This window comes from Simiaoa sunii (assembly GCF_014337175.1).
In the GTDB taxonomy this organism is placed as follows: domain Bacteria; phylum Bacillota; class Clostridia; order Lachnospirales; family Lachnospiraceae; genus Acetatifactor; species Acetatifactor intestinalis.
In genome coordinates this window covers 2,845,793-2,858,745 of record NZ_CP060633.1, presented here as the reverse complement: position 1 = coordinate 2,858,745, position 12,953 = coordinate 2,845,793, and the positions used below count along the sequence as shown (strand labels likewise).

Sequence of the window (12,953 nt, the reverse complement as noted above, 5' to 3'; positions counted from 1 at the left end):
AAAAAACTCAAATACAATAGTGAAACAGATTAAGTGACAGAAAAGAGATTCCTATGTATACCTCTCAAAATTTTCAAATTCTGGACGAAGAGACTTTTTCTCTTCGCATCCCGACGGACAGAGATTATAAAATATTACAGCTGACAGACCTGCACCTTGGTTTCGGCATGTTTTCCGGGAAAAAGGACAGACTGGCGCTGGCAGCGGTGACGGAGCTGGTCCGCCGGACGCGACCGGATCTGATCGTCCTGACCGGGGATTCTGTGTTTCCGTTTTTCCCCAAAAGCGGGACGATGAATAATAGGAAACAGGCGCAAAAGCTGTTAGCGTTTCTGGATGGTTTTCAGATTCCCTATACGTTTGTATTCGGCAATCATGACTGTGAGATGGGGGCTGCATGCAATAAAGAGCAGCTGGCGGAGATTTTTGCAACGGGAAAATACGCTGTTTTTACCAAAGGAAGATATGAGCATAGTCCTCAAAACCCCATTGCAGGCGTCGGAAATTTTGTACTAGATCTGATCGATGGAGAAGGCAGAATTCTCCTGCCACTCATCCACCTGGACTCTAACATGTACGGCGACGGCTGGTTTTTCAGCGGTTTCGACTGCATCCATGAGGATCAGACGGACTGGTGCATGGAGAAATTGAACGAGAGAAAAGTACCGGCTATGGCATTTTTCCACATGCCGCCCGCGGAGTTCAAGGAAGCCTACGAGAAGATGAAACTAGGTGATCACAGTGTGATCTATGAACACGGTAGTATCGGAGAAAAGAATGAGTATTTCGGAATATCGAACCGACCACCTCATTTTTTCGAAAAAGCGGTGGATAACAGCTGGTTAAAATGGATCTTCTGTGGACACGATCATCTGAATACGTTGTCACTGACCTATAAAGGTATCCGCATGACTTACGGAATGTCCATTGATTATCTGGGATATTCCGGCATCGCGAAGCAATATATCCAGCGGGGAGCCACACTGATCACGCGTAAGACAGACGGGAACATAGACATCACTATGGTACCGTTGACAACGGTTGTTTCGACACGAGTAAGGGGAGCCTAATGAAAGGCTCCCCCAATTTGTACGAGAATGATTAGTAATTGATACCGCTGATGCCGAGTACTCCGTTCTGGACATTGAAGGTGATGTTAGGACCGTCACCGGTGCTGTAGAGGGTGAAGCCTGCCATACTGGGGCTTAATTCGGACAGATCAGCATTAGCCATAGAGTCTTTCAGTTCAGGGGTGAAGATTTTGTCTGCACCTAAGGCAATCAGATCTTCCCTGGTTTCGATCACACTGCCATCGCCCAGAGCAACATAGACCGGATAATTGACCAAATCAGCGAGAGCATCCAGATCTTCAGCGGCTACGGCATCCTGGATCTTTTTAGCGAAAGAGGTAGCATCTTCTGTGGGAACTGCAAAGTTGTCTTCATAGGCTCCTTCCGCCGTAGAGGTGCTTTCGGTGGATGCGGTTTCAGTAGTGGCTTCTGTATTGCTTTCTGTAACCTGGCTTTCGGAAGCTACGGTGCTTTCCACAGAGGTAGCAGCTCCGTTTCCCTGACTGCCGCAGGCAGCAAAAGATAATACCATCACAGTAGTTAAAAGTGCACAGATAAATTTGTTTTTCATAATAAAACTCCTTTCGTAATAAAACCATTTTTTACAGGTCTCTGATGATTAGACTGTACAGTCTTCAGAAAAGTTGCATAAGAAATAAATTTTTTTTAAAATATCAAAAACATCCACCCAAAAGAAAAACCTTCTGTTAAAATGTAAAAATAAGACAGATGAAAACAATAGAATAGGAAACTACCATGGAACCATATTACTATCAGAAAATGAACAAGCCCCAGCAGGCCGCCTATCACGCTATGCAGCAGGGAGTGCTGGCGCTGGCAGACGAGATCCAGCTGCCGCGGATCCCGGCGGAAGAATTGTATGACGTATTTTTCCGACTGCGGCTGGATCATCCGGAGATCTTCTGGGTGGTGAGTTATCGGTATAGATATTATCAGGACTCCCCCAACATCATCTTCGTGCCGGAGTATCTGTTTGAGAAAAATAAGATCAGAGAACATCAGAAAGCCATGCAGTCCCGGGTGGAAAAGCTGGCAAGATCTGCCGCAAAGTTCACAGAGTGGGAAAAAGAGAAGTACATTCACGACTTTATCTGCGAAAATATCACCTACGATAAGTTGAAAAAGCCCTATTCCCATGAGATTATCGGACCGCTGGGACAGGGCGTGGGTGTCTGCGAGGGCATTGCCAAATCGGTGAAGGTGCTTTGTGATGCGCTGGGTGTGTGGTGTGTAATCGCTATCTGCGGCAACAATCCGGAGAAAGGGATCAAGTACCGTCACACTTGGAATATTGTGCGGATCGGCGGGCAGTATTACCATCTGGATGCCACATTTGACAATACATTGGGAAAACATCAGGGCAATGCGGAAGCACCCGGAGAGATCCGCTACGACTATTTCAATCTGGGAGATAAAGCAGTGTTCCGGGATCATGAACCGTTGATCGCCCCGGCACCCGGCTGTCCGGACAACGATCATTTTTATTACAAGGAGAAAAAACTTTCCTTTACGAAAACGGAAGAAGTATATAAAAGAGCACAGCAGATGGCGAAAAAAAGCCGGGCCATGACGTTCCAGTGGCGGGGAGGCTATCTGACCAGAGAAGTCCTGCAGGAACTGTTGGAACTGATCCGCAAGGCAGGCGAGGAGCGGCAGAAGACCGCTCGGATCAGTCTCAACTGGCCACAGGCGGTCATTCATTTCAGCTATGTGGAAAATGCAGGCATCCCGGAGCCGGAGGTCGTCATGGAAGACGCCAACGAAGGAGAACAGTTTGACACCGGGGAATAAAGGTATGGGATGATGTCAGGATCAAGAATTCTCCGACTTCAATGCGCACTCCCGGAATAACGCATTGACGGCCAGTTTATAGTCACTGACATCCGTGGCTTTGCGGATCTTTTTTACGTATTTGTCGGGGGATTCGAAGCTGCGGCTTAAGAAAGTCCAGAGATCCTTCATTTTATACAGTGTATTAGTATCGCCGGACATGATCACCTGATATCCCGCCAGGAGAGAATTGTGGAATTCCTTCAAAACATCCAGACAATCTTCCGAAGACGGCAGAGACACCCCATCGAAATCAGTGGAAGTAGCCTTCAACTGCTGTAACAGTCCCGGATTTTGCAAGATTCCCCGACCGATCATGACAGTATCGACCATGGGCAGTTTTTCCAGGATGTGCGCGAGTGTCTCCGGAGAGGTAATATCCCCGTTATAGCACAGCGGACATTGCAGGGCTTCCACCGCCTCTGCGAAAGCCTCCAGATGGGGTGTCCCCTTGTAGCCTTCCTTTTGTAGCCTGGGATGAATGATCAGCTCCTTCATGGGAAATTTTTGATATATTTTCAGTAACGGAGCCCATTCATCAGGATATTCCATGCCGATGCGGGTTTTAATGGAAATTTCCAACGGGCATTTTTCGAAAATTTCGTCCAGAAAATCCTCCAGTTCCCGGGGCGTGCCTAAGAATCCGGCACCGCGGTTTCTTGCCACCACCGTCCCGGAAGGACAGCCCAGATTCAGGTTGACCTCATGGTAGCCATATCCGGCCAGCTGCTCTGCCAGCGACAGAAATTCCTCCGCCTTATTGGTCAGGATCTGCGGTACGGTGTACATGCCCACATTATGTTCCGGAAGCACATCGTTGCGTTCTCTGCTGTTCATGTGCCGATTGGAGATAAAAGGGGTAAAATATTTGTCCATGCCGCCGTAACAGCGGTTCCAGTTAGTGCGGAAATTATAAGTGGTCAGTCCCTCCATGGGGGCAAGATAATATTTCATAAAAAATGTATGCCTTTCCGTAACCTGCAAGCGTTCCACTGCATTTCCGGCGTATGCTTTCGCAGATTGTACTTTGTATCAGGTGTTTTGCCAAATCCCTTATTCAGAGATATTCTTAATAACGGGATTGCCCTTTACATGATTATAAACAATTACTATTATAATAGAGATAGTAAAAATTGCAAAGAAAACCGCAAAGATCCAAAAAGAAAGCGGCTGGAAGAAGGAATAAAGATCATGACTGAAAAAACAGAAAATAATACCATAAACCTAACCACCAACGAACGCGCCCAGCAGGCGATCACTATTTCCGGCAACCCCGGGAAACCGGTCGGGGAGGATGGGGAGAAGATGCTGCGCCGCATGAACGAAAGCCACTACGCAGTGACCGGCTGGGCGCTGGAACACTGGAAGATCCGGGAGAATGACCGGATTCTGGACATCGGCTGCGGTGGAGGAGCAACTCTGAAACGCATGAGTGAAGAGGTGCGTGACGGACATCTGACCGGAGTGGATTATTCCGCCACTTCACTGGAGCTTTCCGGGAAAACCAATGCAGAAGCACTGCAGCAGGGAAAAATGGATCTCGTGGAAGCCTCAGTGGAAAAACTGCCTTTTGCGGACAATGCTTTTGACAAGATCATTACGGTGGAAAGCTTTTATTTCTGGCCGGATCCCGCGGAGAATCTGAAAGAAGTCTACCGGGTATTGAAGGAGCAGGGAACCTTTTTACTGGTGGCCGACATTTACCAGAAGGAGGATCTGCCGGAACAGGTGCGGGAAAACATTCAAAGATTCCATCTGTTTAATCCCACACCGGAAGAATTCCGGGAACTGCTGGAAAATGCAGGATTTGAAGAGGTACAGATTCACTTAAAAGACGGCGAGGACTGGATCTGCGCGGAAGGGCACAAATAAGCAGTAGAACCCTTCGGAAAAACGCAAAAACCGGGTGGAAGTCCGAAACGGAACACGCTAGAATCAGAAACATAGAAAATGTGAAAGTATCCATGAAAATATTCAAAGGAGAAAACAATAACCATGTATAATCAGAATTATAAAGTAGAAATTCCCCAGTTCCCGGACCGGGAGGTGTCCATAGCAGAATACGGCGCGAAGAGCGGCGATTTGCAGATCGAGACCGGCAGACACAATGCGGAGGCCATTAACCGCGCAATCTGCGAAGTGTCGGAGCAGGGGGGCGGTACGGTAAGAGTTCCCGCAGGCATCTGGGCGGTGGCTCCGCTCCGGCTGTTAAGCGGTGTCAATCTTCATCTGGACAGTCAGGCTATGTTAAAATTCATCAAGTCCAAAGAGGACTATCCGCTGCGGATCACCAGCTATGAAGGGCAGGACTGCATTCGCACCGTATCTCCCGTTACCGCGGAAAATGCAGAAAATATCGCCATCACCGGAGATGGTATCATAGATGGAAGCGGTGATAAATGGCGTCCAGTCAAGAAATTCAAGATGACGGCAAAGCAGTGGGATGCGCTGTTTCAGATCAGTCCTTATGTGATCGAGACGAAGGAGACGGAGATCTGGATGCCTACTGAGACCATTCTGGAAGGCAATCGCCATAACATCCAGGGAACCACCGAAGAGGCACTGGCTGCTGCGGCACCTTATTATGATTTTTACCGTCCGGTGATGGTCAGTCTGCGTTATTGTAAAAAGGTATTGTTACAGGGCGCAACGTTTATGAACTCTCCGGCATGGAATATTCATCCCTATTTTTGCGAGGACCTTACCGTGGACAGTGTGAAGATCCGTAATCCGTACTATGCACAGAATGGTGACGGCATCGATGTGGAATCCTGCACCAATGTGCACATTCATCACAGCACCTTCGAGACCGGTGACGATGCTATCTGCATGAAATCCGGCAAAAATGCCATCGCCCGCAGGATCGAAGGCCCTTGCAGCAATGTCTACATTCATGATTGTCTGGTGAATGAAGGCCACGGAGGCTTTGTCATCGGTAGCGAGATGTCCCGTGGGGTAAAAGACATTCTGGTGGAGAACTGTACTTTCGTGGGAACCGATGTGGGTGTCCGCATGAAGAGTGCGCTGGGACGCGGCGGCGTGGTGGAAAACATCACACTCCGCAATATCCATATGAGCGAGATCAAGGGCGAGGCAGTGATCCTTACGATGTCTTATGTCCTGAATTCTCTGAACCGTAATGAGACCATTGCCATGGAAAATGAAGAGGACATCCCATATTTTAGAGATCTGTCTATGGAAAATATCGAAGTCACCGGCTGCAGACAGTTTACGAAGATTGAGCCTCTGCAGGGCAGACCGGAGACGATCCGTAATGTTGTGGTGAATGGACAGAAGCTGGTGTAAGGTTCCAGACAGGAAACAGATTTTTGTTACTCACGGGAAATTTTTTGTAGCATAATAGCAGGAGGTAATGATTATGCCATGTACAACCATATTAGTAGGAAAAAAAGCATCTTATGACGGATCCACCATGATCGCCCGGAACGATGATTCCCCCTCCGGACAGTTTACCCCGAAGAAATTTGTGGTGGTGCATCCGGAAGAACAGCCGACAAAATACAGATCCGTGCTTTCTCATGTGGAGATCGATCTGCCCGAGGAGGCTTTGCGTTATACCGCAGTGCCCAATGCGCTGGAGGGAGAAGGCATCTGGGCGGCACACGGTATCAATGCGGCAGGTGTGGGCATGACGGCTACAGAGACCATCACTTCGAATGCCAGAGTCCTGGGAGCAGATCCACTGGTGGAATATGTACCGGCGAAGGACGGCGCAGAAGAGATTCCCGGAGGTATCGGTGAGGAGGATATTGTATCTGTGGTGCTCCCTTATATTCATAGTGCCAGAGAAGGTGTCACGAGGCTGGGAAGTCTGTTGGAAAAATACGGCACCTATGAGATGAATGGGATTGCTTTTTCCGATAAAAACGAGATCTGGTGGCTGGAGACGATCGGCGGTCATCACTGGATTGCCCGCAGAGTGCCGGATGAAGCATATGTGGTGATGCCGAACCAGTTCGGAATCGATGCTTTTGATCTGGAGGATGCCCTGAACGCACAGGAGAATCATATGTGCTCTGCAGATCTGAAAGAGTTTATCGAAAAGCATCATCTGGATCTGTCACAGGACGGCAGCTTTTCTGCCAGAGATGCCTTTGGCAGCCATGACGATTCCGACCATGTATACAATACCGCAAGAGCCTGGTACATGCTGCGGACCCTGAATCCCCGGACGAAACGTTGGGATGGTCCGAATGCGGAGTACACGCCATTTTCGGATGATCTGCCCTGGTGCATGGTGCCTGAGAAGAAGATCACGGTGGAGGATGTAAAATACGTATTGTCTTCTCATTATCAGGGAACGCCTTATGATCCTTATGCTTCGTATGGGGATAAAACTATGTGTGGAGCATATCGTTCGATCGGCATTAACCGTAATGATGACATGGCACTGATCCAGATGCGCCCGGAGGGCGAGCCGATCCAGTGGCTGGCATTTGCATCCAATGCATTTAATGTACTGGCTCCGTTCTACACTGACATAGATACGACACCCGGCTACCTGTCCGGAACCACCGGAAAAGTCTCCACCGAGAACTTCTACTGGATGAGCCGTATGATCGCAGCCATGGCCGATGCTTCTTATAGCAAATCCGTGTTCCATATCGAACGTTATCAGGAAAGCATAGCAGCGAAAAGTCACGAGCTCCTGAACCGTTACGATACATTGCTGGAGCAGGAGACCGATGAGGAAACTCGTAAAAAAATACAGGAAGAGGCCAACGAAAAGATTGCCGGGATGCTTCAGTGTGAGGCAGCCGATACTCTGGACAAAGTCCTGTATGAACTCAGTGGGCAGATGAAAAACGCCTATGCCAGATCGGATGCGTAAACAGTTCTATAAGTAAAAAACGTATGATTTGAAATTGAAATAAAGAAAAATAAAAAATGAAGTCTATAGGAAAAAAACAGCAGATTCCCACAAAAAGGGTCTGCTGTTTTCATTTATATGTTTTCGTGCTTATGAAAATATCCTATTGACAAATTAAAAGTGTTTCCATATAATTACCAAAGATAATTACCAAAGGTAACTATAAAAACAAAATATAGGATAGAAAAAGATATCAGAGAGGAAAAGAATGACGATTCAGACGATAAAACGAATGTTGGATGCCTGCTATCAGGCAAAACGGATCCGGGAGATGCTTCCTGCGCTGCCCTCGGGCGTGACACCTTCTTATATTCATTTCCTAGATGTGATCCAGATCATGGAGAGGCAGGGGTCTGCTGTGAAGATTTCAGATATCAGTGACTATCTGAACATCCCCCGTCCCGGCGTGACGCGGACAGTAAAAGAAATGGAAGAAAAGGGTTATCTGCGGAAAGCCAATGCGGCGGAAGACGGCAGGATCACCTATATTTCTCTAACGGAAGAGGGACGAAAACTGTCGGAAAAATATAATGAGAATTATTTTGCCGGTCTGGCACCGTATCTGGAGAGCATTTCCGAAGCAGATGCGAAAGTGATGATACAGACCATAGAGACCTTTTATCAGGTGATGTGCGAGAGGAGAGAGAAGTTTGAAAAATAAAGAAAATGACATGATGGATTTTACACAGGGAAGTATTTTGAAAAAGCTGCTCCGTTTCATGGTTCCCATTTTGGGTGCCTTAATCTTACAGGCGGCTTACGGTGCGGTAGACCTGCTGGTAGTGGGACGGTTCGGCTCCACTTCGGGATTGTCCGGAGTCTCTACCGGCAGCCAGGTGCTGAATCTGGTGACTTTTGTAGTGACGCAGCTGGCCATGGGTATCACCGTGCTGATCGCCCGGTATCTCGGGGAGAAGAAGGAGGAGCAGATCGGCAGCATTATCGGCGGCGGAACCGTTGTATTTGCAGCGATCTCGCTGGTGCTGTTTGTAATTATGGTGGGCTTTGCCCGTCCTATTGCGGTTCTCATGCAGGCACCGGAAGAGGCGGTAGGACTGACCGCAGCTTACATACGGATCTGTGGTGCGGGAATCTTTTTTATTGTGGCATATAACGTATTGTCCGCGATCTTTCGAGGACTGGGTGACAGCAATTCCCCGCTGTTGTTTGTCTTCGTGGCATGCATTGTCAATATCGTGGGTGATCTGGTACTGGTGGCAGGACTGGGCATGGATGCCATGGGAGCGGCACTGGCTACTGTTTTTGCCCAGGCATTGAGCGTAGTGTTTGCAATTGTACGCCTTGTGAAAAAGGGACTGCCCTTTACCATTACCGGATACGATTTTCGTTGGAATCCCCAGTGCGGTAAATTCCTGCAGATTGGTCTGCCGTTAGCTTTGCAGGAGTGCCTGACGCAAGGCTCTTTCCTGGCACTGTGCGCCTTTGTCAACCGCCTGGGACTGGAAGCTTCCTCCGGCTACGGCGTGGCATGCAAGATCGTCAACTTTGCCATGCTGATCCCCAGTGCACTGATGCAGTCCACTTCTTCTTTCGTGTCACAGAATGTAGGTGCCGGAGAACAGAAGCGGGCGAAGAAGACCATGTTCACCGGTATCGGCATCGGACTTTTGGTGGGATGCTTCGTCTTTGTACTGGTGTTCTTCCGGGGGAATCTGCTGGCAGGTATCTTCTCCGCGGATGCGGCAGTGGTGCAGAGAGGGTATGAGTATCTGAAAGGTTTCGCACCGGAGACGCTATTGACTGCTGTGCTGTTCAGCATGATGGGATATTTTAACGGTAATGGCAAGACCGTGTGGGTCATGCTCCAGGGACTGATCCAGACCCTTCTCGTACGCCTTCCCTTTGCTTACTATATGAGCATTCAGCCGGACGCAAGCCTCACCAATATCGGCCTCGCAGCCCCCATCTCTACTGCGTTTGGAATTGTGTTGAACGTGGCATGTTTCCTCTATCTGGAACATGCGGCCAAGCGTAGTTGATGGAGAGTTACGCGGGGAGTTCTGTTTGTATTAAAAACGCTATTTTTTTCTAAAAAAATACAAAAACAGGAGATTTTGCCATGTAAAAAGCTGTTATTTTCGCTGAGCGTGCAAAATGAAGAAATTCCGTACAAAAATTCCGGATTTGGGAATTTTTTTGTACGGAATTCATTGTTTCTAGAGTTTTTACACCAAACTAACTGGAGAGTTAGTGAAGAAACCACGAACGCCCACGGCGGACGGGACATCCTTCCTCGATGTAAGGTCTCCCGGTGGGAATTTTCTGACGAAAAGTGAGTAGCGGTTCTAATCCGTACGGGCACGGCTCCAGTTGCCATCCATGGCAACATCCGCCTGTCGCGAACGTCCTGTTCGCTCCACCCTGTCTTTCAACACTTTTCGAGAAAATATCACCACCTCCCGACAAACATCTTCGGAAGGACATTCCATTCGCCGTGGGCGTTCTGTGTTTTGAAAATCCCATGAAAAACTACTATGTCTATCTCGTGTTGCTGGTTTCTGTATTCCTACAAAGTCATTTACATAATTAATTCTTTTTTTTAAATTTTATACATGTGTTTCCTAAAGCTATTTACATACCTATTTTCCATTTTAGCCTATTGCGCATGTGTTTTCCCGGTTATCATACATGCCGGATCATTATTTTTTGCTTTAAGGCATGTATTTTCCGACTTGTTACACATACTTAATTTTGACTTTTGAATTATTCGCATGTATTTCCTTCTTTTTTGCACATACTAAATCCTTGTTTTTAACTTCTGCACATGTATTCTCAAATGCTCTGCCTAAATAATTGGGATGTTTTTCATAACCCAGCAGAAAAGGACTGCTCCCCCGGACATAGATGCGGCGGAGACTGTGAGATTTTCTTGGAAAGTGATTGAGCCGCAGGGGCAACGCGAACATGATGTTCGCGTTAGCCAAGCCATGCTTGCATGGCTTTTGGTGCACATGGATGGCAACGTAAAGGCGGCCCCGTCATGACGAGAAACACTTGTCCACTTTCCTTTAGAAAATCCACAGTTGTAGCTAGCATCCGAGTCCGAGGCGGGCAGTCCTTTCTGCGTGGATTTTAGAACAACTATTTCACTAACTTTCAAGTTACATTACAAAATGAAATAAGATCTGCAACGCTTATGATCGATTTTCTGTTTTCATTCGTCGTTTCGCCTCGTACATTTTGGCATCGGCTTCCCGGACCACATCGTCCATGGAACGAGGCATGTTATGGGTCAGTACGGAATATCCCATGGCTACAGTAATGGGATGCTCGGAACCGTCCGGAAGCTTCAGAACTCCCAGAGACGCTTCGAAATCTCTTTGCAGCTTGAGAAATTCTTTTTCAGAATTGGCTGCGGTCGACAGAAATACGAACTCATCTCCGCCGATCCGGTAACATTTTCCTAAGGAACCGAGATGTGCCAACAGAGTATCCGCTACCCGGCGGATCATTTCATCACCGCTTTGGTGACCGTAGGTGTCGTTCACATATTTGAGGTTATTCACATCGTACAGTGCCAGCAACACATGAAAATTATGGGATGCGTCCAGTCTTTTCAATTCTTCCATATAGGAAGTACGGTTCAGCAGGTCAGTCAGGCCATCGCGATAAGCCAGGCGGCTGAGCAGTTGCATGCGAACGCCTTCCTGATAGTTGGTCATGAGGCGCAGGGTAACCTGGACTGCTTCCATGATCAGGAACATAAGCACACCGATCCGTGTGAAGAAGCTGGTCTCGGGAACACTGCCGAACCATAGCAGCAGGATATCCAGTAGAACGCCAAAGCACAGACACAGAATTCCAAGGTTATGATATAGATTGTGCTTCAGATGCTGCTTTTGATTCTGATAAAATCCCTTGCCGATGGCGTAGATAACAAGCGCGATCAGAATGCTAAAAGTAATATGGGTCAGACGAAGACTTTCATGGAAGTCCTTGCGGCCGGTCAGATTCAGGCAAAAACGTATACTGAAATCCATGACACTGATCAGGCATACTGTCTGTACCATCACAGGGGAGTACTCTGTATACATTTTGCCAAGGTACAGAAACAGTGGAATGGTGATCAGCATCATAAAAAGTTCCGCAATTGTATGATAAATATGGCTATTACGCAGGATCAGCTGCAGCATACGGTTATCTGCCAACATGAAGATACCGATATTCAGGGCAAACAATCCCAGATAAAGCATCTCACTGCCGATGATGTGCTTCTTGTGTAATGGCAGATAAAACAGGATAAATGCCAGACCCAGATGGGCGATCAGGAAGCTGATGCCGAATCCGGGTGCCTTGTCGCGGATGCGGCTTATCAGGATATCTTCACTACGTCCCAGATACATATCATTGATTTTGCCACTGCCGTCTCCGTAAGGATTATCGATCATCAGGGTGAGCGTGCGCCCGGAATCTTCCCGGTAGATCGGCAGAGAGACATAAGAGGCTCCCGGTGTCTTGCCGAAGAAAACTCTCTCCGGCTGCATGGTCTCATAGATCTGCCGGTCGTCTATCAGGATCGTCACATTGGAACTTTTATAAAAAAAGAAAAGAGTCATGTCGTGAGTCAGCGCAGGAAGCTTCTTGGTCACTGTGCAGGTGCCACTGATATGGGAAAAATCAACGGGGCGTCCATCGGAGGTGGTCCAGCCTTCTGAAAAGTCAATATAATCCGATATTGCCGGCTCACGGTTCTGCCTGGGCAGACTGTAGTACAGTACCGTAAAAATCACAGAACACATGATCAGGAAAAACAGTCCACATGTAATGGAATATGAAGTTTTGTGATTGTTCGTGTTAGTATTCATATGAATTATATTATAGTAATCAGGTACCATAAAAGTCAATGTCTGTGTTGGTCAGATCAATGACTAAAGATAAAAAAACGTTGCAATGGGTGAAAAAGTATGCTATTGTGATTTTGTTGCCGCTTTAGTGCGGTAAAGATTTACTCTGGAGAGTCCTTCTACGGAAAGCGATTTTCATATTTCTGTATAGAAGGCGCCGAAGGTGTACGGCAGTAAAGCTGCTAATCTCTCAGGCAAAAGGACAGAGCATCTATATGCTTATTCCCATTCTCTTCGGAAGAAATCAATCTACGATAGGACGTCACAAAAGGTGAC

General features: G+C 47.5%; 10 protein-coding genes and 1 riboswitch. Of the genes, 7 read left to right on the top strand and 3 right to left on the bottom strand.

Annotated elements, in window-relative coordinates:
• Positions 1-53 precede the first annotated feature (53 nt).
• Positions 54-1,070: a metallophosphoesterase gene (locus tag H9Q77_RS13255; RefSeq protein WP_249325848.1), complete on the top strand. Its 1,017-nt coding sequence runs from the start codon at positions 54-56 to the stop codon at positions 1,068-1,070.
• A 31-nt stretch (positions 1,071-1,101) separates the two neighbouring features.
• On the opposite strand, the gene H9Q77_RS13250 is transcribed toward H9Q77_RS13255, so the two are convergent.
• Positions 1,102-1,641, bottom strand: coding sequence for a hypothetical protein (locus H9Q77_RS13250; RefSeq protein ID WP_118545773.1), 540 nt, complete (start codon positions 1,639-1,641; stop codon positions 1,102-1,104).
• A gap of 185 nt (positions 1,642-1,826) precedes the next feature.
• On the opposite strand from H9Q77_RS13250, the gene H9Q77_RS13245 reads away from it, so the two are divergent.
• Positions 1,827-2,882 carry a transglutaminase domain-containing protein gene (locus tag H9Q77_RS13245; protein ID WP_118545771.1) on the top strand — a complete coding sequence of 352 codons (1,056 nt, stop codon included), beginning with the start codon at positions 1,827-1,829 and terminating at the stop codon, positions 2,880-2,882.
• Positions 2,883-2,903: 21 nt separating this feature from the next.
• On the opposite strand, the gene H9Q77_RS13240 is transcribed toward H9Q77_RS13245, so the two are convergent.
• A complete protein-coding gene (locus H9Q77_RS13240) occupies positions 2,904-3,875 on the bottom strand; it encodes a tRNA dihydrouridine synthase (RefSeq protein WP_249325847.1) in 972 nt (323 codons plus the stop codon).
• Positions 3,876-4,112: 237 nt separating this feature from the next.
• Here H9Q77_RS13240 and H9Q77_RS13235 point away from each other — a divergent pair, with 237 nt between their 5' ends.
• The 5 genes from H9Q77_RS13235 to H9Q77_RS13215 all read left to right on the top strand — a co-directional run bounded on the left by H9Q77_RS13235 (position 4,113) and on the right by H9Q77_RS13215 (position 9,812).
• Positions 4,113-4,793 carry a class I SAM-dependent methyltransferase gene (locus H9Q77_RS13235; protein ID WP_249325845.1) on the top strand — a complete coding sequence of 227 codons (681 nt, stop codon included), beginning with the start codon at positions 4,113-4,115 and terminating at the stop codon, positions 4,791-4,793.
• 123 nt (positions 4,794-4,916) lie between these two features.
• Positions 4,917-6,227 carry a glycoside hydrolase family 28 protein gene (locus H9Q77_RS13230; RefSeq protein ID WP_118545769.1) on the top strand — a complete coding sequence of 437 codons (1,311 nt, stop codon included), beginning with the start codon at positions 4,917-4,919 and terminating at the stop codon, positions 6,225-6,227.
• 73 nt (positions 6,228-6,300) lie between these two features.
• Complete coding sequence (locus H9Q77_RS13225) at positions 6,301-7,773, top strand: C69 family dipeptidase (RefSeq protein ID WP_249325844.1); 1,473 nt, start codon at positions 6,301-6,303, stop codon at positions 7,771-7,773.
• Positions 7,774-8,020: 247 nt separating this feature from the next.
• Positions 8,021-8,473 carry a MarR family winged helix-turn-helix transcriptional regulator gene (locus H9Q77_RS13220; RefSeq protein ID WP_118545767.1) on the top strand — a complete coding sequence of 151 codons (453 nt, stop codon included), beginning with the start codon at positions 8,021-8,023 and terminating at the stop codon, positions 8,471-8,473.
• 10 nt (positions 8,474-8,483) lie between these two features.
• Positions 8,484-9,812: an MATE family efflux transporter gene (locus H9Q77_RS13215; RefSeq protein ID WP_249327166.1), complete on the top strand. Its 1,329-nt coding sequence runs from the start codon at positions 8,484-8,486 to the stop codon at positions 9,810-9,812.
• A gap of 1,155 nt (positions 9,813-10,967) precedes the next feature.
• Here H9Q77_RS13215 and H9Q77_RS13210 read toward each other — a convergent pair.
• Positions 10,968-12,638 (bottom strand): GGDEF domain-containing protein, encoded by a 1,671-nt coding sequence (locus H9Q77_RS13210; protein ID WP_249325843.1) that lies wholly within the window; start codon positions 12,636-12,638, stop codon positions 10,968-10,970.
• A 135-nt stretch (positions 12,639-12,773) separates the two neighbouring features.
• A riboswitch (glycine riboswitch) is annotated at positions 12,774-12,893 on the top strand.
• Positions 12,894-12,953 lie beyond the last annotated feature (60 nt).

What these genes read in the sequence shown, in the direction of transcription:
- H9Q77_RS13225 (WP_249325844.1), top strand. Translation starts at nt 6,301, where the DNA reads ATGCCATGTACAACCATATTAGTAGGAAAAAAAGCATCTTATGACGGA.
- H9Q77_RS13240 (WP_249325847.1), bottom strand. Translation starts at nt 3,875, where the DNA reads ATGAAATATTATCTTGCCCCCATGGAGGGACTGACCACTTATAATTTC.
- H9Q77_RS13215 (WP_249327166.1), top strand. Translation starts at nt 8,484, where the DNA reads ATGATGGATTTTACACAGGGAAGTATTTTGAAAAAGCTGCTCCGTTTC.
- H9Q77_RS13220 (WP_118545767.1), top strand. Translation starts at nt 8,021, where the DNA reads ATGACGATTCAGACGATAAAACGAATGTTGGATGCCTGCTATCAGGCA.
- H9Q77_RS13255 (WP_249325848.1), top strand. Translation starts at nt 54, where the DNA reads ATGTATACCTCTCAAAATTTTCAAATTCTGGACGAAGAGACTTTTTCT.
- H9Q77_RS13250 (WP_118545773.1), bottom strand. Translation starts at nt 1,641, where the DNA reads ATGAAAAACAAATTTATCTGTGCACTTTTAACTACTGTGATGGTATTA.
- H9Q77_RS13245 (WP_118545771.1), top strand. Translation starts at nt 1,827, where the DNA reads ATGGAACCATATTACTATCAGAAAATGAACAAGCCCCAGCAGGCCGCC.
- H9Q77_RS13210 (WP_249325843.1), bottom strand. Translation starts at nt 12,638, where the DNA reads ATGAATACTAACACGAACAATCACAAAACTTCATATTCCATTACATGT.
- H9Q77_RS13230 (WP_118545769.1), top strand. Translation starts at nt 4,917, where the DNA reads ATGTATAATCAGAATTATAAAGTAGAAATTCCCCAGTTCCCGGACCGG.
- H9Q77_RS13235 (WP_249325845.1), top strand. Translation starts at nt 4,113, where the DNA reads ATGACTGAAAAAACAGAAAATAATACCATAAACCTAACCACCAACGAA.